This window comes from Microbacterium sp. NPDC087589 (genome assembly GCF_044743635.1).
Lineage (GTDB): Bacteria > Actinomycetota > Actinomycetes > Actinomycetales > Microbacteriaceae > Microbacterium.
Genome location: NZ_JBIUWV010000008.1, coordinates 47,061 through 67,094, shown reverse-complemented (window position 1 = coordinate 67,094; position 20,034 = coordinate 47,061). Strand labels below are relative to the sequence as shown.

General features: G+C 66.8%; 31 protein-coding genes and 1 tRNA gene. 10 read left to right on the top strand and 22 right to left on the bottom strand.

Annotated elements, in window-relative coordinates:
- Window positions 1-10: 10 nt before the first annotated feature.
- From ACIOU8_RS15940 to ACIOU8_RS15895, 10 genes are read right to left on the bottom strand one after another with little or no spacing between them, the layout of a single operon-like run.
- Entirely contained in the window at window positions 11-157 is a 147-nt protein-coding gene (locus ACIOU8_RS15940; RefSeq protein WP_400791531.1) for a hypothetical protein, read from the bottom strand.
- 4 nt (window positions 158-161) lie between these two features.
- A complete protein-coding gene (locus ACIOU8_RS15935; RefSeq protein WP_400791528.1) occupies window positions 162-473 on the bottom strand; it encodes a hypothetical protein in 312 nt (103 codons plus the stop codon).
- Between the two features lie 28 nt (window positions 474-501).
- A complete protein-coding gene (locus ACIOU8_RS15930) occupies window positions 502-894 on the bottom strand; it encodes a hypothetical protein (protein WP_400791525.1) in 393 nt (130 codons plus the stop codon).
- A complete protein-coding gene (locus ACIOU8_RS15925; RefSeq protein ID WP_400791523.1) occupies window positions 891-1,292 on the bottom strand; it encodes a hypothetical protein in 402 nt (133 codons plus the stop codon). The genes ACIOU8_RS15930 and ACIOU8_RS15925 overlap by 4 nt, the downstream gene beginning before the upstream one ends.
- A 4-nt stretch (window positions 1,293-1,296) precedes the next feature.
- Window positions 1,297-1,710, bottom strand: a complete 414-nt coding sequence (locus ACIOU8_RS15920; protein ID WP_400791521.1) for a hypothetical protein — start codon at window positions 1,708-1,710, stop codon at window positions 1,297-1,299.
- An 18-nt stretch (window positions 1,711-1,728) separates the two neighbouring features.
- Window positions 1,729-2,100, bottom strand: a complete 372-nt coding sequence (locus ACIOU8_RS15915; RefSeq protein WP_400791519.1) for a hypothetical protein — start codon at window positions 2,098-2,100, stop codon at window positions 1,729-1,731.
- A complete protein-coding gene (locus ACIOU8_RS15910) occupies window positions 2,097-2,468 on the bottom strand; it encodes a hypothetical protein (protein WP_400791516.1) in 372 nt (123 codons plus the stop codon). The genes ACIOU8_RS15915 and ACIOU8_RS15910 overlap by 4 nt, the downstream gene beginning before the upstream one ends.
- Window positions 2,469-2,471: 3 nt before the next feature.
- The gene (locus ACIOU8_RS15905) at window positions 2,472-4,049 is read right to left on the bottom strand and encodes an HK97 family phage prohead protease (protein WP_400791513.1); all 1,578 of its coding nucleotides are present in this window, start codon (window positions 4,047-4,049) and stop codon (window positions 2,472-2,474) included.
- The gene (locus tag ACIOU8_RS15900) at window positions 4,046-5,194 is read right to left on the bottom strand and encodes a phage portal protein (RefSeq protein WP_400791510.1); all 1,149 of its coding nucleotides are present in this window, start codon (window positions 5,192-5,194) and stop codon (window positions 4,046-4,048) included. Before ACIOU8_RS15900 ends, ACIOU8_RS15905 begins: the two co-directional genes overlap by 4 nt.
- Before the next feature lie 42 nt (window positions 5,195-5,236).
- Window positions 5,237-6,703, bottom strand: a complete 1,467-nt coding sequence (locus ACIOU8_RS15895) for a terminase large subunit domain-containing protein (protein WP_400791508.1) — start codon at window positions 6,701-6,703, stop codon at window positions 5,237-5,239.
- A 101-nt stretch (window positions 6,704-6,804) separates the two neighbouring features.
- Here ACIOU8_RS15895 and ACIOU8_RS15890 point away from each other — a divergent pair, with 101 nt between their 5' ends.
- The gene (locus tag ACIOU8_RS15890) at window positions 6,805-6,975 is read left to right on the top strand and encodes a hypothetical protein (protein WP_400791505.1); all 171 of its coding nucleotides are present in this window, start codon (window positions 6,805-6,807) and stop codon (window positions 6,973-6,975) included.
- Between the two features lie 38 nt (window positions 6,976-7,013).
- On the opposite strand, the gene ACIOU8_RS15885 is transcribed toward ACIOU8_RS15890, so the two are convergent.
- From ACIOU8_RS15885 to ACIOU8_RS15845, 9 genes are all read right to left on the bottom strand, one after another.
- Window positions 7,014-7,271: a hypothetical protein gene (locus tag ACIOU8_RS15885; RefSeq protein ID WP_400791503.1), complete on the bottom strand. Its 258-nt coding sequence runs from the start codon at window positions 7,269-7,271 to the stop codon at window positions 7,014-7,016.
- Between the two features lie 94 nt (window positions 7,272-7,365).
- Entirely contained in the window at window positions 7,366-7,650 is a 285-nt protein-coding gene (locus ACIOU8_RS15880; RefSeq protein ID WP_400791501.1) for an HNH endonuclease, read from the bottom strand.
- Window positions 7,647-8,255 carry a hypothetical protein gene (locus ACIOU8_RS15875; protein WP_400791499.1) on the bottom strand — a complete coding sequence of 203 codons (609 nt, stop codon included), beginning with the start codon at window positions 8,253-8,255 and terminating at the stop codon, window positions 7,647-7,649. The genes ACIOU8_RS15880 and ACIOU8_RS15875 overlap by 4 nt, the downstream gene beginning before the upstream one ends.
- Before the next feature lie 201 nt (window positions 8,256-8,456).
- Window positions 8,457-10,283 carry an AAA family ATPase gene (locus ACIOU8_RS15870; protein WP_400791496.1) on the bottom strand — a complete coding sequence of 609 codons (1,827 nt, stop codon included), beginning with the start codon at window positions 10,281-10,283 and terminating at the stop codon, window positions 8,457-8,459.
- On the bottom strand, window positions 10,280-10,657 hold the full coding sequence (locus tag ACIOU8_RS15865) for a hypothetical protein (protein WP_400791494.1): 378 nt from the start codon (window positions 10,655-10,657) through the stop codon (window positions 10,280-10,282). The genes ACIOU8_RS15870 and ACIOU8_RS15865 overlap by 4 nt, the downstream gene beginning before the upstream one ends.
- A 179-nt stretch (window positions 10,658-10,836) precedes the next feature.
- A complete protein-coding gene (locus ACIOU8_RS15860) occupies window positions 10,837-11,070 on the bottom strand; it encodes a hypothetical protein (protein WP_400791492.1) in 234 nt (77 codons plus the stop codon).
- A complete protein-coding gene (locus ACIOU8_RS15855; RefSeq protein ID WP_400791490.1) occupies window positions 11,067-11,342 on the bottom strand; it encodes a hypothetical protein in 276 nt (91 codons plus the stop codon). Before ACIOU8_RS15855 ends, ACIOU8_RS15860 begins: the two co-directional genes overlap by 4 nt.
- Window positions 11,339-11,536 (bottom strand): helix-turn-helix domain-containing protein, encoded by a 198-nt coding sequence (locus tag ACIOU8_RS15850; RefSeq protein WP_400791487.1) that lies wholly within the window; start codon window positions 11,534-11,536, stop codon window positions 11,339-11,341. The genes ACIOU8_RS15855 and ACIOU8_RS15850 overlap by 4 nt, the downstream gene beginning before the upstream one ends.
- On the bottom strand, window positions 11,533-11,745 hold the full coding sequence (locus ACIOU8_RS15845) for a helix-turn-helix transcriptional regulator (protein ID WP_400791485.1): 213 nt from the start codon (window positions 11,743-11,745) through the stop codon (window positions 11,533-11,535). The genes ACIOU8_RS15850 and ACIOU8_RS15845 overlap by 4 nt, the downstream gene beginning before the upstream one ends.
- 104 nt (window positions 11,746-11,849) lie before the next feature.
- On the opposite strand from ACIOU8_RS15845, the gene ACIOU8_RS15840 reads away from it, so the two are divergent.
- Both ACIOU8_RS15840 and ACIOU8_RS15835 read left to right on the top strand, forming a co-directional pair.
- On the top strand, window positions 11,850-12,257 hold the full coding sequence (locus ACIOU8_RS15840; RefSeq protein WP_400791482.1) for a helix-turn-helix domain-containing protein: 408 nt from the start codon (window positions 11,850-11,852) through the stop codon (window positions 12,255-12,257).
- Window positions 12,241-13,434, top strand: coding sequence for a tyrosine-type recombinase/integrase (locus tag ACIOU8_RS15835; RefSeq protein WP_400791479.1), 1,194 nt, complete (start codon window positions 12,241-12,243; stop codon window positions 13,432-13,434). Before ACIOU8_RS15840 ends, ACIOU8_RS15835 begins: the two co-directional genes overlap by 17 nt.
- A 19-nt stretch (window positions 13,435-13,453) precedes the next feature.
- Here ACIOU8_RS15835 and ACIOU8_RS15830 read toward each other — a convergent pair.
- A tRNA-Leu gene (locus ACIOU8_RS15830) sits at window positions 13,454-13,535 on the bottom strand.
- A gap of 120 nt (window positions 13,536-13,655) precedes the next feature.
- Here ACIOU8_RS15830 and ACIOU8_RS15825 point away from each other — a divergent pair.
- The 7 genes from ACIOU8_RS15825 to ACIOU8_RS15795 are packed head-to-tail and all read left to right on the top strand — an operon-like array spanning window position 13,656 to window position 18,130.
- Complete coding sequence (locus ACIOU8_RS15825) at window positions 13,656-14,855, top strand: CpaF family protein (protein WP_400791476.1); 1,200 nt, start codon at window positions 13,656-13,658, stop codon at window positions 14,853-14,855.
- On the top strand, window positions 14,852-15,709 hold the full coding sequence (locus ACIOU8_RS15820; RefSeq protein WP_400791473.1) for a type II secretion system F family protein: 858 nt from the start codon (window positions 14,852-14,854) through the stop codon (window positions 15,707-15,709). Before ACIOU8_RS15825 ends, ACIOU8_RS15820 begins: the two co-directional genes overlap by 4 nt.
- The gene (locus tag ACIOU8_RS15815) at window positions 15,706-16,644 is read left to right on the top strand and encodes a type II secretion system F family protein (RefSeq protein WP_400791471.1); all 939 of its coding nucleotides are present in this window, start codon (window positions 15,706-15,708) and stop codon (window positions 16,642-16,644) included. The genes ACIOU8_RS15820 and ACIOU8_RS15815 overlap by 4 nt, the downstream gene beginning before the upstream one ends.
- Before the next feature lie 19 nt (window positions 16,645-16,663).
- Window positions 16,664-16,876: a hypothetical protein gene (locus tag ACIOU8_RS15810; protein ID WP_400791469.1), complete on the top strand. Its 213-nt coding sequence runs from the start codon at window positions 16,664-16,666 to the stop codon at window positions 16,874-16,876.
- A 12-nt stretch (window positions 16,877-16,888) separates the two neighbouring features.
- Window positions 16,889-17,299, top strand: a complete 411-nt coding sequence (locus ACIOU8_RS15805; protein WP_400791466.1) for a TadE/TadG family type IV pilus assembly protein — start codon at window positions 16,889-16,891, stop codon at window positions 17,297-17,299.
- A complete protein-coding gene (locus ACIOU8_RS15800; protein WP_400791464.1) occupies window positions 17,292-17,723 on the top strand; it encodes a TadE family protein in 432 nt (143 codons plus the stop codon). The genes ACIOU8_RS15805 and ACIOU8_RS15800 overlap by 8 nt, the downstream gene beginning before the upstream one ends.
- Window positions 17,720-18,130, top strand: coding sequence for a hypothetical protein (locus ACIOU8_RS15795; protein WP_400791461.1), 411 nt, complete (start codon window positions 17,720-17,722; stop codon window positions 18,128-18,130). Before ACIOU8_RS15800 ends, ACIOU8_RS15795 begins: the two co-directional genes overlap by 4 nt.
- A 24-nt stretch (window positions 18,131-18,154) precedes the next feature.
- On the opposite strand, the gene ACIOU8_RS15790 is transcribed toward ACIOU8_RS15795, so the two are convergent.
- Entirely contained in the window at window positions 18,155-18,709 is a 555-nt protein-coding gene (locus ACIOU8_RS15790; protein ID WP_400791459.1) for an NUDIX hydrolase, read from the bottom strand.
- Window positions 18,706-19,938, bottom strand: coding sequence for an MFS transporter (locus ACIOU8_RS15785; protein ID WP_400791909.1), 1,233 nt, complete (start codon window positions 19,936-19,938; stop codon window positions 18,706-18,708). Before ACIOU8_RS15785 ends, ACIOU8_RS15790 begins: the two co-directional genes overlap by 4 nt.
- Between the last annotated feature and the right edge of the window lie 96 nt (window positions 19,939-20,034).

Sequence of the window (20,034 nt, the reverse complement as noted above, 5' to 3'; positions counted from 1 at the left end):
GGCAGGCGGTCTAGTTCCGCTTCGACTGGCGGCGGGACTCGGTGAGGATTGCCTCGCGCTCAGCGAGCGTCATCGAGTAGTAGTCCGCCGGCCTCCAGTGGAAGCTGACGACGAAGGAGGCCATGTCTCGCAGGCGCTCTTCAGCCGGGTCGCCCATCGAGTCAGGCGGCCACGGGGAGCGCTTCGGGCTCGCTGGCGTCGTCGAGCTCGGGGCCCTCCGAGACGTTGAGGTCGCCGAGTGCGGCGGTGATCTCGGAGATCTCCTTCAGCGTGAGATCCTGCGCCTCATTCCATGTGTAGGCAGGGTTCTCGCGGAGTCGGAAGGTGAACGCGATCGCGGCGAGTACGAGGCCCTTGGGGCGGTCGTCATCGCTGAGGCTCGAGAGCCCCTGACCGGAGAGCTTCTCGATCTGGCTGATCTCACGCATCGTGAGGGAGTTGAAGTCGTACGCGGGTGCGGTGGCCTTGGCCATGATGGGTCTCGCTTTCTAGGGGTGGGTGTTACAGGTCGTTGGACTTGAGGATTTGAGAGACGCCTTGATCGAGCGCGCGGAATACGTCGCTGCGCTTGCGACTCAGAGCGTCGGTGAGGAACGGACGGGCGGCGATGCCACGAGCGGGCCAGCCGTAGTGAATGACGCCGGCATACGGCGCGCGAGCGCCGCCAGCGCGCACAACGGCTTTGGTCTTGCCTCGGCCAGCGCGCAGAGTGCCGGCGAGGGCGCCAGAGGCGCGGGGCGGGGTGGCTGCAGTGACGACGAGCATGCCGATCGAGTGCATGAGGTCGCGCATATCCTGCACATCCACGCCTGCCTGATCGAGCGCGCGGATCGTCTTACGGAGGCCTTCGACGCGGATGCGTCCGCCAGGGGCGATCCGGTCGAGGTCACTCATGCGGTCACCTCGGTTGGCTCGCCGAGCACGCTCCAGGCGAACTCAAAGACGAAGAATCGGGCGCTCGCTGCCCCGCCGAGCTCGGGCTTCGGGCCGACGATGACTTGTCCGGCGTAGTGCGGCGCGTGCGCGGATGGCGCGACGTTCCCGAGCGGGCGAATGGTGAAAGGCACCGTCTCCCCGGAATTGGCTCGGGCGAAGCGGTACAGACTGCCGGCGTCGAGAGACTGATAGGCGGCCCCGCCGAGGGTCCAGTCTGAGTCCGCGAACGGGTCAGTGAATCCCATGGCGTCGCTCGGCGTAGGGGTGAGCCGGTACTCGAGCAGCTCGACCGCACGCTCAAGGCCGCCGAGGGTGATCGACGGTCGAGAGCGTGGGCCGAGTCGCTGGAAGCTCATGGCGTTACGGGGTCGCTACGGTGACCTTGACCGGCTCGCCGTCACATTCCCACTCGAACTCGAACTCGTAGCCGGCCGAGTTGGCTTCGCCGCCGAGCGAGGGCTTGCGTCCGATGTAGACGAACCCGACGAAGTGGGGCTGCGAGAGAGTGGGCACCTCATTGCCGTGCACGGCATACGTGTAGGCGACTCGCTTCCCGGAGTTCTCCCAGACGTAGGACCACAGCGAACCCTCATCGGTCGACTGCACGGCGTTGCCGGAGAGCAGCCACTTGGCGACGCCATCGGCGATCTCGCCGAACGTCGGGTCATCCGGTTCGTCGGACTGAAGCGTGAGGCCTCGAATGTCCTGCCAAACCTCGGTGCCGGGGGTGTCGAGCAGCAGCCGGAGGCGCTTGCCCTTGATGCGTGTTGACATGGGATTGTCCAATCGGGGTTAGGGGGTGATGGTGGTGCGGATGCCGATAATCGCGACGGGGAACTTGCCGCCTGCACTCGGCTCCCATTGGTCGATCTGCACGTCTTCGACGAGCCATTCATCGGCCTCGAGGATCGAGAGGGTCTGCGCAATACGTGCATCCATCGCTTCGGCAAGTGCGGCGTTGCCTGTGGCGACGCCCTCGACGAGCCAGACATCGAGTCGGAAGGTCTTGGAGCCTCCGAAGGTCTCGGCGGCACTGAGGTACGGAGAACCCGGCAGCGTCATTGCGAAGGGCGGGGTGACCTTGCCAGGCACGTGCGTGATTGCCCTGATGCCTCCTGCGGTAAGGAGGTCGGCCACGGCCTGGCGCTCTTCCGTCAAGTTCACGGCGTTCCCCCGTCGAGGTTTCCTGCGCGGCTCGACGAGGCCGGCATGCCAGCGATCCCGCGACCGACGAACGGGGCGAGGATCGGATACGCGGCGACCATGGGATCGCGGGCGATGCGGATCGCCGCGCCCGTGTCGGGGCTTGCGAACTGGGATACGCCGTTCTTGGTGTCGCGGCGGTGGAAGAGCTCGGCTCCGACTTCGAGCGTCGCTCGCTCGCTGATCGCCGTGGGGATCTCGGCAGTACCGACGTGCTGGGCGACAAGCGCGGCGGCCTGCGCCCAGCACGCGCCCGCGAACGTCTCTTCGGCGGGGGTCGGCGTGAGCCCCGTCGTGGAGACGTACGCGAGCAGGTCGGCGGCGGTCATGCGTTACGCAGCCATCTTCACCGGCACGACGGCGGCAGGGATCTCCGCCGCGACAGCGCCGTAGCGGTAGACCGCGAAGCTCTTGCTCAGGTTGACGATGTTCTCGTCAGTGAGCGAGACGAGGGGCGAGTCATAGGCGCGGATCGCGCGTCCGTTGACGAATACGGCCGAGTCTCCCGTCTGCCCGGAGTCGAGGCGGACAGGGATCCCCGCGAAGTCGCCGGACAGGCCGGGGAGATCGAGGGTGCCGGAGTTGTTCTTCTCGCCGACGCGGAAGACTCGCTCACCGGCCACGGTGAGGCTGCGGAGCTTCTTGAAGACTGCGCCGGAGACGATGAGCGCCTCGGGCGAGAGGTTCTCGGTCTCGAACTTGAGTGCGGCATCGATGAGGGCGTCTTCCCAGTGGCCGGCCGTGCCGGCTGCCAGAGTCGCGCCGAGGGTGACGACGCCGGCGTCGGCGGCGATCCCGCGGCGCGCGGTCACCAGAGCGTTGAACGCCGCGCGGAGCACGGCCTTCTTGCGCGCCCCGGCGGCAGTCGCGAGCGCCTCAAGCGAAGTATTCAGGACTCCGACCGTCGAACGCTCGATGCTCTGGCGGGTGAGTTCGGTGCCACCGGCGTAGGTCTTGACCGGCGCGGTACGAGTCGTGATCGATACTTTGCCGAAGGGGATATCTTCGCCCTCGGCTGCCTGCTCATCGACGCTGATCGTGTTCGATGCGACCTCGGCGAACTCGATCGAGTTCCCGGAGGCTGGCAGCGTGCCAGTCCCGAACGTGTCGGCCAGTACACCCGAGGAGGCGTCGAAGATGCGGACGAGGTTGACGATTCCCTGCGGCTTGACGACGGCATCCGCAGAGGTGCCGCCCGCGTAGGCGCGCTCCTCGTAAAGAGCCTCATAGTCGCGGATCGTCGACTCATCGCCCGAAGCGATCGCCTTGAGGATCTCGCCCGCCGAGCGCGTGTCAACAGTGGGGCTGTCGTCCTCGCGGACGCTCAGCGTCGACATCTTGCGGTCGATCTCGTCGATGGCCGCGCGGATCTCGGTGATCTCGGCGGCGGTGTTGTCGGTCTCAGGCATGGTTGCCCTTTCTGCGGCGTTCGCCGCGTTGGTCGAGTTCGCCGCGCGAACATCGGTGATGAGTGCGTCACGGCCATAGGCGCCGAACGGCACGAGGGAGACTTCGCGGGCTTCGACGCGGGTGCGGGTGATATCGCCGGTCTCGTCGTCTTCGCGGTGCTCGATGGGCAGGAAACCGATCGAGAGTTCGTCGAGCACGCCATCGCGAAGCAGCGTGTACGCCTCGCGGCCGCGTGGTGTGTCGGAGAGCTTGCCGGTGACCTCCCAGCCCTCGTCCGTGTCGCTGTGAGCGGTGAGCACGCCGATTGGCTCTGAGTGCCGCCAGTAGACGAGGACGCGCCCCGAGGCAGGCAGCTCGACAGAGCCGCGCTCGAAGCTCTCGCGGTAGTAGCCAGCGATACTGACTGACGAGTCCCAGGGGACTGCGATGCCGGTGAAGGTGCGCTCGGCGTCGTCGGCGCTCGCGCGGACGGCGAAAGATCGTGTTTCGAGGTCGGTCATGCTGCCGCCTTTTCGGTTGGGCGTGCAGGCGGCACGCGGTCGTCGATGCCCGTTACCTCGGGCAGGTTCTCGATGGTTCGGACTTCGCTCGGGAGTAGCCAGCCAGCGGCGATTGCAGCGGCGTGCGCTGTGTAGCGAGCGGCGGTGTCGAGTCGGAGCAGGGCCTCGGCGTTGAAGCGTGCCCGCTGGCCGCGGGGGAGTAAGTCGCTGAACGCCTCTTCGATCTCCGCGATGTCGTCGGCGAGGCCGAACTTGACGAAGCCGAGCCACTCTTGCGAGATGTTCGCGTAGGTGAGCGCGGAACCGTCGATCCCAGAGAGCATCAGAGAGGCGGGGACGCCGAAGAGGCGCGCGATCGCGATGACACTGAAGCGCTGGCTCTCGAGGAACTGCGCATCTGCGGGTGTCAGGTAGGTGGCGGCGTATGTCGCGCCGTGCCCGAGGACAGCGACGCCGCGCTTGCCGCCGTGGGTCTCAGTCCACGCACCCTTGATCGTGGTTGCTTCGGCGTCGCTCAGGGGGGTGCTGACCGACAGCACGCCTGAGGGCACGTCGCTGGTGCTGACTACCTTCGACGCATAGTCGCGAAGGTCGATGGCGCCGCGAAGTTCGGCGCGTGCTGCCTGAATCGGGCCGAGCCCGTACGGAGTGCCAGGAACGCGGAGCTTCGAGAGGTGCTTCACCTCGTCGCTCTTGAGATCGTGCCCGCGGTGGGTGAAGCCGATGATTCGGCCGGCGTCTGAGGTGCGAATCACCACGTCATGCGGGTTGAGTACTTCGAGTGTCGAGACCTCGCCGCGGTCATTGCGACGGATCCGCCAGTAAGCATTGCCGTTGAGAGAAAGGCTGACGGCCGTCTGTTCGATGAATGCGCGGTACGACGTGTCGATGTCGGGCCGTCGGAGGAGTGAGGGGGAGTCGATGACCTGCCCGGCGCGCTCCACATCGATCGACAGCTGACAGAGTGCGGCGACGCGAATGGCGACGGCGCGATACACGGCGCCGAGAGTGAGGGCTTCGTTCGGTGAGACGTTCGCCGCGGTTGATTCGCTGCGCGAGGGAATTTCGAGGGCGGTCGGCGACGACTCAGAGCGCCGGAAGAGACGCCCAAAGGCTCCGGCTAGAGTCCACTCCTGTGCTCGCATCGGCGCGGAGTCTAAGGGGCACTTTTCCGCTTGGGTCGAGGTCTAGAAGACCTGCACTCCAGTCGCCGCTGGAGCTACTTCGAGCGCGAGCACGCCGAGCGCCGTGGCCTTGATCGCGTCTACCTCAGTGCCGGAGTCCGCTCGAGAGATCACGAACGCATCGCCCGCATTCTTGCGAGTCGCGCGCTGCATCTGGGCGGTACGCAGCGGGTCACCGCCGTGCACAAGTTTGCGCGTCGAGATGAGTCGGTAGAGCATGGCTGTCGCGCTGATCGCGTCGGAGTAGCTGCCGGTCATGGTGGGGATGCCGCGCTCTGCGAGGCGCTTGCCGAGCGCGCGGAGCGTGTAGCCATCAACGGCGATGGTCGCGGGCCGGAACCGCCAGAGATGAAGGCAAAGCGCCAGTAGGCGATCGATCGACGGTGCACGTAGTGACGCGACGAGCTCTGAGTGCACTTCGCCGCTCTCGGTGCGCGCGGTGGCGACGATCGAAGCGAAGCCGAGACCGGGAGTGGCGTCGATGCTGAAGACAAGGCGAGCAGCGCGCGGGAAGGTGGCCTCTGGGCGCCGTGCGGCCCGCATCCAAAGCGCGGGCTCAATGAACGGCGCACGGGTCGATGTCAGGAACCGGTTGAGGTGGTAACGCACGGCGTCCGTTGGCGGCTTGGTGCGCACGAGCGTGATGAGCGCCTCGAGGTCTGTGCGACCGCTCGCAACAGCGGGGTTGGCTATCGCTAGCCAGCGGCCGAGGGTTTCGTCGTCATCGGGGATGCGCGCTTCGGGCGCTTCCCATGCGGCGAAGAAGACGCGCGCGGCGCCGCCGTCCGCAATCGACTGCTCGCCGAGACGATAGAGGTCGAGAAGGAGTTCGCTGTCACTGTCGCCTGCGGTCGTGATGCCTGCGACGAGGCAACTCGGCCGGCCGCCGGTGCCCGACAACAGGTCACCCCAAAGAGCGCGCCGGAGAAGGTGCAACTCATCCACGAGACCAAGGTCGATGGGGAGGCCCTGCAGCGCGGCGCTCCTCGCCGCCTTGATCTTGTACGAGCCGCCCGCGACCATACGGAGACCACGCGTCTCTGTCGTCCTGGTGAACATCCGAGCGATCTCGGGGTTGCCGTCGATAGCGCGGCGCGCGCGGTCATAGACCAGCCCCGCCTGATCAGCGTTCGACGCGATGCCGATCACAAGGGCCACGGGCTTCGAGAGCAAGCGCCAGAGGCCGAGCGCGGCGGCGATCTCGGTCTTGCCGTTCTGGCGGCCGAGCGAGATGACTGCTTGCTGCCAGCGAAGCTGGCCGGCGCGTGCGTGGCCTGGCGGGTAGACCTCGAGCACGGCACGGATCAGCTGCACTTGCCACTCTTCGAGCGCGTAGCTAAACGCCATCACCCATGCGATCGCGAATGCCTTGGCGTACGGGTCGAAGGCGCTCTCGAAGTCAGGGGTGAGCGGCGGCGTGTAGCGGGGCGGCGGCCACGCCTCGATATCGGCGAACGGCGGAACGCTCATCGCGCGCCCATCCGCTCCGCACCAATGTCGGCGGCGCCCCCTACGATCGGGGCAGGTGCCGCGGAGCCCATCGCGGCGTGCGACCACGGAAAGGGATCGACATGACTGCCAAGCAGGACATTGAAGTTATCAAGGCTGACGCTGCACTTACTGAGGCCGAACGCCTTTGGAAGGCTATTGATCTGCTCGCGGAGCGAGTTGACAAAGCACCTGAGGCTGGCGCGAAGATCGCTTCCCAGCGCCTCGACGACGCTCTGCGCAGCGCCTTCTAAGCACCGACACGGGGGCGGCACGAACGCTCGTCGCGTTGTCACGATTGTGCCGCCTCCCGGAGTGCCTTCTCGAGCGGGCTTTCCTCGCCAGTGGCGGCTGGCGCGAGCTTCGCGAGGTTGCGATAGGTCAAGCCGAACTGGGCCACGAGCGCGGGCGTGAGCGCGCCGCCGTCGAGCGCCTCGGCGAGCTTTCGCAGTGTGACGAGCGCGGGCATATGGGGTGCGCCGAGCCACGGCGCGGAGCTTTCGAACTCGGCTACTGACTCGCTGAAGCTGTTTGCGGTGCTAACCGTCATGGTGTGCGCCGTTCTCCCGGATATTTCGGGCCTGTCGGTGAAAAGAAGAGGTGGGGCGGGGTGATCTGCATGCCGCCTCGAAAAAAGAGCAAGGTCATGCGGCGGACGCCAACCACTCAGGGTTGAGCCAGTCGACGCGCACGAGGGTCTTGTCTGACTTGATCCCGTTGCAACGCCGACACGCTGCGATCAGATTGCTCGGCTCATCCCGGCCGCCTGCCGCCTTAGGGATGACGTGATCGACCGTTGCGTCATGCTCTGGGCGCGCATCGTCTTCGTGCAGGTCGTTGCCGCATAGCTGACATGTCCAGTTGTCACGGTCGAGGACGTCGCGCCGTAGCCGCTGCCACGCTGCCCCACGTGACGAGTGCTTACTCAATGCGCCGCTCGAATCTCGGCAGCAGCCCGAGACACGTCGTCACGGGCTACTCCCAGGGTGTGCCTGATGGCGGATCGGGATACCCCGTTTAGAAGCATCTGCTTGATGGGTCCAGCTATGCGAAGGAATCGCGCCGTCGGCGGCGTGAGGGCATAGCGGTTGAGCGTTCCATATACAGCGACCTCGCTGCGTTGCACCGCCCGAGCGATCTCGGGGATTGTCGCACCGGCTCCGTAGAGCTCGCGTGCGCGGCTCGAGGCTACCGCCCGGTCAGCCGGGGCAGGCACGCCGTCGAGCGCCCGACGCTTCGTCTGAGCCGCTTCAACCGCAGGCCAGTCAACGCTGTCTGCCCGTGCGCGAATCGAGTGAGCGCGGATATCGAGTGCCCGCGCCACCTCATTGAATGACTCGCCGCGAAGGAGTCGCTCGCGCACCTCTGCGTTTCGCGGGTCGACGAGGTAAGACTTCGCGTGTCGGCTCTTGAGGCCGAGCCGCCTGGCGTACGCGAACACGGTCGATCGGGCGATTCCCAGCGCCGAGCCGATCTCATCGGCGCTTCGACCCTCGGTCCACAGGGTGACGAGTCTTGCATCTCTGGCGCTCATGGCCGCGGAGTCTAGGGGCAGCAGTCCGAGCAAGGCCTAGTTTCGTAGCCTCGGCACTCGATTAATCTCTCAACTCAATCGCCCTGCCCACCCTTCGGGCGTGCGGCGGGTTGATCAAGTTGGTCTTGATCAAGTGAAAACCCCCGGAATATCAACGATTCCGGGGGTCTGCAACTTGATCACGCGATCACTTGATCATGATCAAGTGGTTGCCCAGCGCCTCGCTGACGTTGACCCGGACGCGACCGCTCGCCCCTCCTCGACGAGCGCACCGAGCCTGCGTTTGATGCGCTGAGAGGTCGCACTATCGTTCTCGCCGCGCACTATGAGGAACTCGGCAATTGGGTGCTCGCCGGGCACCGCGAGCACCTTCTCGATTGCCTCGATGTCAGGGTCGGCGCCGTGATCCTTCGCGATCACGGCGGACAGCCCAGAGTCGAGGAGGTGGAACCCCGTCAGCACCTCCGCCGGGCCATTCTTCTGCTTGCCGTCGTGCTCGACCTTCGTGGAGAGCTTGAAGGTGTCCCCATCCGCCGACCTCGCGACGATCACTGCGTCAGCGTTCGATCGGATCGCCGAGGCTCCACGCACTTTCGCGCGCTCACCCTTGTTGGTGTGGTGGACGATCAGCACCGAGCAGCCCGGACGTGCCTGACGGATCGCGCGCGCTTGCCTGAGAACGGCGGCCAGCTGCGCATTGTCGTTCTCGTTCTCAACCTCAGCCAGCTGCGAGAGCGTATCGAGGATGACGAGATCGAACCCATGAGCCGCGACGACTTGGCGCATGTGCTCGACGGCGGCCGGATCCGAGAGCGTGAACCCGTCACAGACGTACTGCAGGCGGTCGTCAGGCACGCGGAGACCGTGGTGCTCTTCCCATGCGGTGAGGCGGTCATCGAAGAACTCGACACCCTCGCCCGCCACGTAGAGCACTTTCCCGTGCTTGACCTTGCGCCCGAACCACCGCTCGCCCGTCGCGAGCCGACAAGCCCAGTCGATGGCCAAGAACGACTTGCCGAGGCCACCTTCGCCCGCGAGCACGATGATGCCGGATTCCTGCACGAGCCCATCGACCAGCCACTCAGGTCGAGGCAGGGCCTTGAGGTCTGCCCGCGAGAGGATCTGAAACGGGGCGCTGTGCGTCGGAGCGGTCGGGACAGGCGCGGTATCGGCCATGTCGATGAAGGTGGCCTCTACAGCGGGCACCGCGGCGAAGGCTGAGGGGTAGTCGAGTCTCGCAAGCGCTCGATCAAAGGCGCGGAGAGCGGCACGCTCATTTTCAGGACTGTGCCAAGTGCCGGCCGAATACCGAGCCGCGAACTCTGCCCGAGCAGCTGCACCGCCGAGGCTCCATTGACTGGCTTGCACGAGGGGCAGCGCGAGCGCGAGGAGGTTGGCGTTGTTCCACTCTGTCGACCCGTGGGAAGGCAGCGCGGCAAGTGCGTCAGCGAGGGTCGCAGATGGCTGGCCGGTGTGCTTGGCCAACCACGCCGCGACGCGCTCAGAGTCAGAGCCGGCCACGCCTTCGCGCCGCGGTGCGAGAGTCCATTCGGGTGCCGGCGCGAATGCGTCGCGGGAGTCGGGTACTCCGCCTGTCCAGACGACATATCCGCCATCGCCCTTCAGGTCGACGCCGGGGTGAGGCTGGCCGCCAGCTGCGCCGCCGCTCGGCGCCGCGTACACGAGATGGGCACCGCGGCCGGAGAGCGAAGCGTGCTGCCATGTCTCGGGCAGAGCGACGCGTGCCGCGTCGAGGCTCGCGAAGCCATCCGCGCCGCCTTCGTGGCGGTCGATATCGACGACGAGCAGACCGCTTGCACCGCACGCGACTCCGACGAGCGAGCCGGGGTGATCTGTCCAGAGATCAACGATTCGCTGCGGGTCGGTGGTGGCGTCGTACACGCTGAGCCCGCCCGCTGGCCGCTTGGTGCCGTCGCTGCGAACCGGCAGCACAGCGAGAGCAGCACGCGACGCGAGGCCGAGGGCCTTCGTCATGGGATCGGGTGCGAGGTTCTCGGCGGCGCTCACGCGGCGCCCGCCTCGCGGATGCCGCGCCAGGTATGTTGCCCGTTGCACTCGGCGATCTCTTCTGAGGCGGTGGCGATGACTTCGAGTCGGTTTGTGGTCTGGGTGTCGTGCAGCGCGTCGGCATACTCGGCCTGGAGGTCGGCGGCAGCGGCGCGCACTTCCGCATCCGTCGCCGGGTACTCAATGCGGTCGATCGAGGTGAGCGGGAACGTCGAGACCGTCCGGTAGCGGCTGTTGACCGGGTTGGGATAGGAGAGGGTGACGCCGAGTGCGTTCGCGTCCTCGATCCTTCCCAGGGTGGGGTGCCAGCCAGCCCCCTTGGCTGGGTAGAGCTTCGCCTCTCGGCCGTACGGGGCGTAGGGGTCATGGGTCATGGGGTTTCCTCCTATGAGGTGCTGCGGCCTCTGCCGCGACTACGGATGGCGCTCACGCCGGTGAGCGGCGGAGTCTAGGTGTGCGCGCTCAGGCGGTGCGCAGGTATGAGAAGGCCCGCCTCGCTTGAAAGAGAAGGAGAGACCAAGCGAGGCGGGCGGATGGGTGAGCGCGGCGGAGTCTAAGCGCGGATCCGCCTCTCGACCCCCGGTTCGACAAACAGGGCCTCGAGCGGATCGACGAGGCCGAACGTCTCTCGCAGCGCCTCGAGCAACTCACTCTTGGCGAACTCGAAACACCCGGACTCGCGGCCGGCCTCGGTGAGCATGGTGAGGAACACGGAGCCCGGCGCATGATCGACTTCCTCGAGCCGCAGCCGCCTCCCGCTGCCGACCTCTGCGATCAAGGCGCTCAACGCACGCCCCCGCCCACTGTGATCTCGTCGAGTTCCCGCAAGGCGATAACGGGGCTAGTGACGAGCACTGGGCGCGCCCCGGCGAGTGCATACTCGACGGGCTCTCGGTTGTGTGTCTGGACGGCGACGACTGTTGCGCGTTCTCCGCTTGGAGCGGTGAGCGTGTCGCCCATGTGGATGACGCCTTCGGTGATGTGCACACCGTAGACGAGCGGAGAGATGCCGTCTGCTCGGAGCGTGGTTTCAACGATTGCTTTGCCGGTGATGCTCATGCCGTTCCTTCAATCTGGTGCTTGCACTTCTTGCCGTAGAGCCACGCTTCTAGGCACTTCTCGCGGATGCTCCACGTGCCGCCTTTGACCCGCTGGCCGCCGTGCAGGTCGCCGCGCCTGAGCGCCTCGGCGATCGTCTCGGGGTGCTTGCCGGTCATGCTCGCGGCTTCTCTTACGCTCAGTGGCCGCTTCACGCTGCGCGAGCCTCGCCGGTCCACGTGCGAGCGGTGCCGTCGAGCCAATCCGTGATGTCGGCGGGGCGGTACAGCACCTTTCTTGCGGTGGGCTTGAGATACGTGGGACCGGTGCCCTTGAAGCGGAGCTGCGCGAGCCCGCCCACGGTCATGCCTGGGATGAGGTCGCAGACTTGCTGCGGGGTGAGGTAGTTCGCCTCGGGGGCCATTTTGTATTCCTCCAGCTCTAGTGATCGATCGGGGTGATCTGTTATTCTGATCGTGCGTGGTGATAGTGAATCACAATGATCGATCAGAGTGCAAGGATGATTTTATGAGCAGGCCTGACAGCAGCAAAGACGTAGTCGTCGGCGAGCGGGGAGTTGCGGTCGCTCGCAATGTGCTTGAGCTTCGCAAGCAAGAGGGTGTCGGATATGCGGAACTCTCGCGTCGCACCGATGGACGACTGGCAGACCTCGCGCTGCGAAGGATTGAGCGCGGGCAGCGCCGCGTTGACGTAGATGATCTTTTCCTGCTCGCCCGAGCGCTTGACGTGTCTGTCGATCGGCTTCTTGCACTCGACCTCTCGTATGCGCTTGGTAAGACTTTCCACGCTGACACTGACGACGACGCGGCCGAGGCGCTCGCCGACCTCAGGGAGCAAGACCGGATGCGGCACTTTGTCAGCCGCGTGGTCGACGCAGTCGCCGAGTATCGGAAGACCGATGGCAACGATCAATAGCTACGCGACCGCTGCCGGCAAGCGCTATCGGGTCCGGTATCGGACCCCGGATCACCGGCAGACAGATAAGCGCGGATTCAAGACGAAACGCGATGCCGAACTCTTCGCGGCGTCCGTCGAAGTGAGCAAGGCCCGCGGCGAGTACGTGAATGCCAGCGCTTCCCGAGTGACGATCGCGGAGCTCGCCGAGCCCTGGCTCAAGGTCAAAGAGGCCAAGCTCAAGGCGTCGACGTTTCGCACAGTCCAGGCCGCGTGGAGCGTCTACGTATCGCCCCGCTGGGGCGCCACGCCAGTCGGCGCGGTGCGACACTCCGACGTGGCGGAATGGGTGGCCGAACTGTCGGCAGGCACGGCGGTGAACAGCCGGAGCCCCAAGCGCCGGATCTCGAAGGCGGAGGCCAAGCCGAAGAGCGCCACGACGGTCAAGCGGGCCTATGGCGTGCTCGCCTCGATCCTCGACGGCGCTGCCAAGGATCGGCGCATCTCGAGTAATCCTGCCCGCGGCGTCGACAACCTGCCGAGCAAGTCACCGCGCCCGCGCATCTATCTGACTCATGCTCAGGTCGGCGCGCTCGCCGAAGCTGCGGGGGAGTATCGCGCCGTGGTGCTGACGCTCGCATACTGCGGTCTTCGGTGGGGCGAGGTGGCCGCGCTTCGGGTGCGCGATGTCAACCAGGTGCGGCGGCGGCTCACCGTTCGTGAAAATGCCGTGATGGTGGGGCGGCGCATCGTTGTCGGAACGCCTAAGAGCCATGAGGTTCGCGAGGTCGCCTACCCGCGACTGCTGTCGTCGCTCATCGATGCGCGGCTGCAGGGACGCGCGCCGGATGCTCTGCTCTTCGAGGCGCCGACGGGCGGCTACATGGTGCGTCCGAACACGAGCGAGAACACGACATCGTGGTATCTCCGCGCACTCGCTGCCGCGGGCCTGCAGCGCATGGGCGTGCATGACCTGCGGCACACCGCGGCCAGCCTCGCGATCAGCGCGGGTGCGAACCCCAAGGCCGTTCAGCGGATGCTGGGTCACGCCTCTGCGGCGATGACGCTCGACGTGTACGCCGACCTCTTCGAAGATGACATCGACACCGTTTCGGATGCGCTCGATCAGGCCGCATCGCTTGCGAGTGTGGGCAAAACGTGGTCAGACGGTGCTGATGAGGCCGCTGTATCCGCGTAATCACGCGCCAAAAGCCGGGTGCGGAAGGTGGGACTTGAACCCACACGCCCTAGGGCACAGGAACCTAAATCCTGCGTGTCTGCCAATTTCACCACTCCCGCGCGGTGAAATCAGTCTACTGATCGGGGGATCGTGCGTAGCTGAGGATCCGCCCGCAGCCCGAGCGCCGTCGCTGTGGATAACTCCGACGGGGGACACGCGATCCTTGCGAGGATGCTCGGGTGATCCAGCCTTCCGTCCTCGTCGCCGAGCGCGTCCGGCAGCGACTCCGCGCTGAGGGCACCGATCCGACATTCGACTCCGCGGCCGCGCGGAGCGTCACACTGGCCGAAGTGCGCAGGTTCAACGATCTGGCGCTCGCGCGCGGTGCGGCGATGATCGACGACGAAGCCGGATGCGTGCGCGACGTGCTCGCAGCGGTGAGCGGCTTCGGGGCGTTGCAGTCGCTTCTCGACGACCCCGAGATCGAGGAGATCTGGCTCAACGGTCCAGAGAGCATCCACATCGCGCGCGGGGGAGTCGCCGAACGCATCGAGCTGCGGCTCACCGAGTCGGCCCTGCGCGACCTCGTCGAGCGGATGCTGCAGTCGACAGGCCGCCGTGTCGACATCAGCCAACCGTTCGTGGATGCGTCCCTTCCCGACGGGTCTCGCCTGCATGTCGCGATCGCAGATGTCGTCCGTGGATCCTGGTCCGTCAACATCCGCAAGTTCCTGCCTCGCTTCCGCACCCTCGAGGCGCTGGTCGAGCACGGCGCTCTGACCGCAGAGCTCGGCGACGGACTGCGCGACGCGATGCGCGCGGGTAAGAGCGTCGTCGTGTCCGGCGCCACCCACGCGGGCAAGACCACGTTCCTCGGTGCGCTGCTCGCCTCATGCGCCGACCGTCAACGGATCATCACCGTCGAGGAGACATTCGAGCTCGCTGTGCAGGGTCCTGATGTCGTCTCCCTGCAGGGGCGCCAGGCGAGCCTCGAGGGAACGGGCGAGATCACGCTGCGCAGGCTCGTGAAGGAGGCGCTCAGGATGCGGCCCGATCGCCTGGTGGTGGGGGAGGTCAGAGACGCGGAGGCGCTCGACCTCGTCCTCGCGCTGAACACCGGAGTGCCGGGCGCTGCGACCGTGCACGCGAACTCCGCTGCCGAGGCGCTCGACAAGCTCACGCTGCTGCCGCTGCTCGCCGGGCGGAACATAGACAGAGCGTTCATCGTTCCTGCCCTCGCGGGAGCCGTCGACCTCGTCGTGCATTGTGCGCGTGGCGCCGACGGAGTCCGACGGGTGCACGAGGTCATCGCGCCGACCGGCGAAGTGATCGACGGGCGGATCGTCGCGCGAGAGATCTACACGCTCGGCAGCGAGGCCGTCGACGGCGGGACGGCATGGAGACGCGGCGAGCTGCACGCTGAGGGAGGCACACGATGACGGTGCTGCTCGGTGCGATGCTCGCCGCCGGCGTGCTGCTGTGCGCATCGCCGTGGCTGTGGCCTCCGCGTCCGGAAGAAGAGAAGGTCAGACGCCGCGGGCGACTGTCTCGGTTGCTCGAGGAGGGCGGCCTCGCCTCCATCAGTCCGCGCACGCTTCTTTTGGTGATGGCGATGGTTGCGCTCGCCGCAGCCTCCCTTGTCTGGCTCTTCACGGCCATTCCGATCCTCGCCGGGCTGGCAGGTGCGGCGGCAGGCGTCGCGCCGATCGTGTTCGTGCGATCGCGACGCCTGCGTCTGCGCAAGATGCGGCGACAGCTCTGGCCCGATGTCTGCGACCTCCTGATCGCATCCATCCGCGTGGGACTGTCACTGCCGGATGCCGTCGCGAGCCTGGCGGAGTCATCGCCGGCGATGATCCGGCCAGCCTTCGTCGTGTTCGCCAGAGATCTGCGTGCCACCGGTCGTTTCGAGACGAGCCTCGATCGGTTGAAGTCCGCGCTGGCCGATCCCATCGCCGACCGGATCATCGAGACGCTGCGTATGGCGAGACAGGTCGGCGGGACCGAACTCTCCGGTGTGCTGCGCGCACTGTCGTCGTCCGTTCGTGCAGACGCCGCGCTGCGCGGGGAGGTCGAAGCCCGGCAGACGTGGATCCGTGGCGCAGCGGTGCTCGGCGCGGTCGCACCCTGGGTGATCCTCGGTCTGCTCGTGCTGCGCCCCGAGGGTGCTGCCGCCTACGGCACCGCGGAGGGGATGCTGGTGATCTGCCTCGGCGCCGCCGTGTCGGTGATCGCGTACCGCATCATGATCCGTATCGGTCGTCTGCCCGAGCCAGGCAGGTGGTTCGGGTGAACTCGGTCTCCGCGGTCGCGGTCGCGATTCTCGGCGGCGTCGCAGTCGGATCCGGAGTGCTCTGCATCCTCGCAGCGATGCCGCACTGGTCGGCATCGCCTCTGACACTGCGGATCGCACCGTACGTGCGCGACGTGGTCCCCGATGGCGACTTGCCCGACGGAGCGCTCCCACGAGTCGGAACGCTGTCCGCAGGCGACCGGACGGTGTGGCGCCGATCGCTGGCGGTCTTCGAGCGCCTGCTCGGTGGTGGAGAAGCCCTTCGCCGCAGGATCGAGCAGGCCGGGCTCCCGCTGGAGCATGGCGCCTTCCGCGGGCGTCAGCTCGGTTGGGTGCTCGCAGGCATCGTGATCGGCGCGATCGCTGTCATCGTGCTGGCGATCGCGGGACGCATGAGTCCGCCGGCCGCGCTGCTGCCCGGCATCCTGGGCACCGCCGCAGGGTTCGGATACGACATGCAGCTCACGGCACGAGTCTCAGGCCGTCGAGCGCGACTGACCGACGAGCTGCCGACGACACTCGAGTTCCTCGCGCTGTGTCTGTCGGCAGGAGAGGGATTCCTCGACTCCCTGCGTCGAGTGGCCGCAGTCGGATCCGGAGAGCTCACCGGTGAGTTCCGTCGTGTGGTTCTCGCGATCGGCACGGGATCGACGCTCGCCGATGCCCTCGCCGAGATGGCCGCTCGACTGCAGCTTCCGGGCCTCTCCCGCGCGATCGACCAGGTGATCGCCGCACTCGAGCACGGTGCCCCTCTCTCGGCCGTCCTGCATGCGCAGGCCGGCGACGCGCGCGAGGACGCCAAGCGGGTCCTCATCGAACAGGCCGGACGCAAGGAGATCCTGATGCTCCTCCCGCTCGTGTTCCTGATCCTCCCGCTCTCCGTTCTCTTCGCCATCTACCCAGGCCTCTTCATTCTGCGACTCGGCATCGGCTGAGTGATCACGAAAGGACGACATGAACATCTCTCGACTCCGGAGGACGCGCTCCGCGGACTCCTGCCCTCAGGCCCTCCTTCAGGATCTCGTCGATGATGAGTCCGGAGACGTCCCCGGCTGGGTGCTCGTCACACTCATGACGGCAGGTCTCGTGGTGCTGATCTGGGCGGTTGCCGGCCCGGCGCTGAGTGCCCTGTTCGAGCAGGCCATCCAGCGTGTGTCGGGGCTCTGACGGTAGATCCCGATGCCTGTCGCACAGTCGCGGCTCTCCTTCGCGGACGAGCGCGGATCCAGCCCGGTCGAGTTCGTGCTCGTCGGGACGTTGCTCACCCTCCTGACCCTTGGCGTGATGCAGCTCGCACTCGCCGTCTACGTCCGCAACATCGTGCACGACGCGGCCGTCGACGGTGCCTATCATGCGGCTCTTGCGGACACCACGACAGAGCAGGGGGCCGAGCGCGCACGGGAGGTCATCACGCGTGCGGTCGGTGCGGCATACGCCGAAGATGTGACGGTGGTCCGCTCGATGGCGCTCGCTCAGCCGACTATCGAGGTTCGCATTCGCACCACGCTTCCGGTGATCGGGCTTCTCGGCGTGCCGTTCGGGTTGGAGGTGCAGGCGCATGCACCGGAGGAGTCGTTCGACGATGGATGACGACGGCTCGGCCGCCCTCGAGTTCATCGCAGTCGGCGTCATCCTGCTCGTGCCGCTCGTGTACTTGATCACCGCCCTGGGGGCCATCCAGGAGCAGACGCTGGGTGTCGAGGCGGCCGCACGGCACACGGCACGGGCCATCGCGCTCGCACCGGATGCCGCCACGGCAGCCATGCGGAGCGAGCAGGTGCTCGCGAGCATCTCCGATCAGTACGGCATCGATACGGAATCCATCGAGGTGTCTGTGACCTGCGCACCCATAGAAGTGGCATGTCCGTCGGCGGGCGCGACCGTGTCCGTCTCGGTCGCGACGTCGGTGTCCCTGCCCCTCGTGCCGACGATCTTCGGAGTGGATGAGGCCTCATCGATCGTCGTGGAGGGGTCGGCGGTGCAGAAGCTGTCTCGTCTGTGGGGCGGCGGGTGAGACGGGCAGGCGACGACGGAAGCGTGCTGCTGCTGACGCTCGGCTACGCGCTGCTCGCCCTCGCACTCATCTTCGTGAGCGTCTGCGCGACAGACCTCTACATCTCGCAGAAGAGACTCGATGCGATCGCCGATGCGGCAGCGCTCGCCGGAGCGGACGGCTTCACGCTGGCTGTCGACGGCGAGACCGCTCGCGCCGATCTCACCGATCAGGGCGTCAGAGATCAGGCCGAGCAGCTGCTCGCAAGCCTCCCGGCAGCGGCGACCCTGGAATCGGCGTCGAGCCCAGACGGCCACTCTTCACGGGTGACCGTCGCCGTCATGTGGAGCCCGCCGCTCGTGACGCTGTTCGTCCCAGACGGGGTACGGCTGGAGGCGACAGGAACGAGTCGCACGGCATTGCGCTGACAGTCGTTCGCGAGCGCGTCGGAGTCAGCTCATCAGACGGTCGCGCAGCCTGCGCACCCGACCGTGGAACCCATCCGGCACCTGCGCAGGCAGCGCATCGATCGGCCACCAGTGCGCGTCCTCCGACTCCTCGCTCACGACGAGCGCAAGGTCGTCTCCGACGACGACAGCAATCCCGATGTCGAGGTGCGAAGCGCAGCGACCGAAGGCAGAAGACAACCGGTGATGATCGAGGTCATAGACCAGGGGCTCGACGAGAGCGGGCACGGCGACCCCGGTCTCCTCGCGCAGCTCGCGCAGAGCGGCATCCGCGATCGACGCGTCTTCGGATTCGAGATGCCCACCGGGCTGCACCCAGAACTGTCCCTTGGCGTGGAAGACCAGCAGCGTACGGGTGAGCGAGGGGTCGAACACGAGTGCGGATGCCGTGGCGTGGCGTGGTCCGTCATCCCGGAAGAGCGGCCCGTGATCGTCGTGGAAGAACGTCGTGAAGTCGGCGACGGCATCCCGCTCGCGAGCCGTCGACGACGCGGCGTCGACGACCAGGCGACGCACGTCGGCGCCGAGGGCGACGGTCATGAAGGCTCCTCCTTGGCGCGAGGGACGAAGCGCGGAATCCAGCGGATGAACCCGCCCGCGCCGACCAGGCCGATCACGCCCATGGCGGCTGCGGCGATCGGCAGCGACGCGATCGCGATGATCGCCGACACCAGCAGGGGAGCGATGGCTCCACCGGCATCCGTCAGCGTGCGCCACGACCCGAGGAACGCGGCGGGCTGCTGCTTCGGCGCGACATCGGCACCCAGCGTCAGCAGGATTCCGCTGGAGAGGCCGTTGCCGACTCCGAGCACCGCGGCGAACATGCCGAACCACAGCACGGCCGCATCGAGATCATGAGTGAAGGAGAGCGCGAGAAACCCCGCTCCCATCAGCACCATCGCCGGCATAGCCGCCCACAGGCGTCCGAACCGGTCCATCACCTGGCCGCTCGCATAGAACAGTGCGAAGTCGATCGCACCCGAGATGCCGACGACCAGCGCGATCGTCGAGGCGTCGAGACCGAGCGACAGCCCCCACAGCGGCAGCACCACCTGCCGCGCCGACCGCACGGCCGACAGCGATGCGGCCGCGAGCCCCAGTCGTCCGAGCACGCTGCGCTGCTGCCACATGGTGCGGAAGATGCCGGTGCGTTCGACCGTCGGAATCGATCCGGTGACCACCTCGCCCGAATCCTCCGACAGAGCTGCGGTGCGCACCGTGGTGGTCGCGGGGATCGTCTTCTCAGGATCGGGGCCCAGAAGCACGAGCAGCACCATCACGACGAGGCAGCCCAGGAAGAACCAGATCGCCGCCGACTCCGAACCGAACAGCTGCAGCAGACCGGCTGCGACGAAGGGCCCGATGAAGATGCCGAGCCGGAAGCTTCCGCCCAGCAGCGAGAGCGCGCGGGCGCGGAAGGCGATCGGCACCCTCGTGGTCATGAAGGCGTGACGTGCCAGGCCGAAGGCGGCAGCGCAGAAGCCGAGCAGGAAGACCGATGCCGCGAGCACCCCCAGCGAGGGAGCGAAGACCATGCCCACGCCGGCGCCGATCGCGATCACGCCGGCGATCACCATCGTGAAGCGTTCGCCGATGCGGCCCACGGCCCAGCCGGCAGGGAGGTTTCCGCAGAGCTGGCCGACGACCAGCGCGGATGCCACGAGCGCGGCGAACGCGATGTCGGCGCCCATGCGCGCGGCGATGACCGGGATCAGCGGGATGACTGCGCCCTCGCCGAGCGAGAAGAGGACGGTGGGGAGGTACACCATCGGTCCGAACCGCCTCAGGACCGTGGATGCGTTGCTCACTCGTTTCACGCTACTCCCGTTCGAACGCCGTACCCGCCCGCACAGGCGGCACGTTAG

What these genes read in the sequence shown, in the direction of transcription:
- ACIOU8_RS15940 (WP_400791531.1), bottom strand. Translation starts at nt 157, where the DNA reads ATGGGCGACCCGGCTGAAGAGCGCCTGCGAGACATGGCCTCCTTCGTC.
- ACIOU8_RS15935 (WP_400791528.1), bottom strand. Translation starts at nt 473, where the DNA reads ATGGCCAAGGCCACCGCACCCGCGTACGACTTCAACTCCCTCACGATG.
- ACIOU8_RS15930 (WP_400791525.1), bottom strand. Translation starts at nt 894, where the DNA reads ATGAGTGACCTCGACCGGATCGCCCCTGGCGGACGCATCCGCGTCGAA.
- ACIOU8_RS15925 (WP_400791523.1), bottom strand. Translation starts at nt 1,292, where the DNA reads ATGAGCTTCCAGCGACTCGGCCCACGCTCTCGACCGTCGATCACCCTC.
- ACIOU8_RS15920 (WP_400791521.1), bottom strand. Translation starts at nt 1,710, where the DNA reads ATGTCAACACGCATCAAGGGCAAGCGCCTCCGGCTGCTGCTCGACACC.
- ACIOU8_RS15910 (WP_400791516.1), bottom strand. Translation starts at nt 2,468, where the DNA reads ATGACCGCCGCCGACCTGCTCGCGTACGTCTCCACGACGGGGCTCACG.
- ACIOU8_RS15905 (WP_400791513.1), bottom strand. Translation starts at nt 4,049, where the DNA reads ATGACCGACCTCGAAACACGATCTTTCGCCGTCCGCGCGAGCGCCGAC.
- ACIOU8_RS15900 (WP_400791510.1), bottom strand. Translation starts at nt 5,194, where the DNA reads ATGCGAGCACAGGAGTGGACTCTAGCCGGAGCCTTTGGGCGTCTCTTC.
- ACIOU8_RS15895 (WP_400791508.1), bottom strand. Translation starts at nt 6,703, where the DNA reads ATGAGCGTTCCGCCGTTCGCCGATATCGAGGCGTGGCCGCCGCCCCGC.
- ACIOU8_RS15890 (WP_400791505.1), top strand. Translation starts at nt 6,805, where the DNA reads ATGACTGCCAAGCAGGACATTGAAGTTATCAAGGCTGACGCTGCACTT.
- ACIOU8_RS15885 (WP_400791503.1), bottom strand. Translation starts at nt 7,271, where the DNA reads ATGACGGTTAGCACCGCAAACAGCTTCAGCGAGTCAGTAGCCGAGTTC.
- ACIOU8_RS15875 (WP_400791499.1), bottom strand. Translation starts at nt 8,255, where the DNA reads ATGAGCGCCAGAGATGCAAGACTCGTCACCCTGTGGACCGAGGGTCGA.
- ACIOU8_RS15865 (WP_400791494.1), bottom strand. Translation starts at nt 10,657, where the DNA reads ATGACCCATGACCCCTACGCCCCGTACGGCCGAGAGGCGAAGCTCTAC.
- ACIOU8_RS15855 (WP_400791490.1), bottom strand. Translation starts at nt 11,342, where the DNA reads ATGAGCATCACCGGCAAAGCAATCGTTGAAACCACGCTCCGAGCAGAC.
- ACIOU8_RS15845 (WP_400791485.1), bottom strand. Translation starts at nt 11,745, where the DNA reads ATGGCCCCCGAGGCGAACTACCTCACCCCGCAGCAAGTCTGCGACCTC.
- ACIOU8_RS15840 (WP_400791482.1), top strand. Translation starts at nt 11,850, where the DNA reads ATGAGCAGGCCTGACAGCAGCAAAGACGTAGTCGTCGGCGAGCGGGGA.
- ACIOU8_RS15835 (WP_400791479.1), top strand. Translation starts at nt 12,241, where the DNA reads ATGGCAACGATCAATAGCTACGCGACCGCTGCCGGCAAGCGCTATCGG.
- ACIOU8_RS15820 (WP_400791473.1), top strand. Translation starts at nt 14,852, where the DNA reads ATGACGGTGCTGCTCGGTGCGATGCTCGCCGCCGGCGTGCTGCTGTGC.
- ACIOU8_RS15810 (WP_400791469.1), top strand. Translation starts at nt 16,664, where the DNA reads ATGAACATCTCTCGACTCCGGAGGACGCGCTCCGCGGACTCCTGCCCT.
- ACIOU8_RS15805 (WP_400791466.1), top strand. Translation starts at nt 16,889, where the DNA reads ATGCCTGTCGCACAGTCGCGGCTCTCCTTCGCGGACGAGCGCGGATCC.
- ACIOU8_RS15800 (WP_400791464.1), top strand. Translation starts at nt 17,292, where the DNA reads ATGGATGACGACGGCTCGGCCGCCCTCGAGTTCATCGCAGTCGGCGTC.
- ACIOU8_RS15790 (WP_400791459.1), bottom strand. Translation starts at nt 18,709, where the DNA reads ATGACCGTCGCCCTCGGCGCCGACGTGCGTCGCCTGGTCGTCGACGCC.
- ACIOU8_RS15785 (WP_400791909.1), bottom strand. Translation starts at nt 19,938, where the DNA reads ATGGTGTACCTCCCCACCGTCCTCTTCTCGCTCGGCGAGGGCGCAGTC.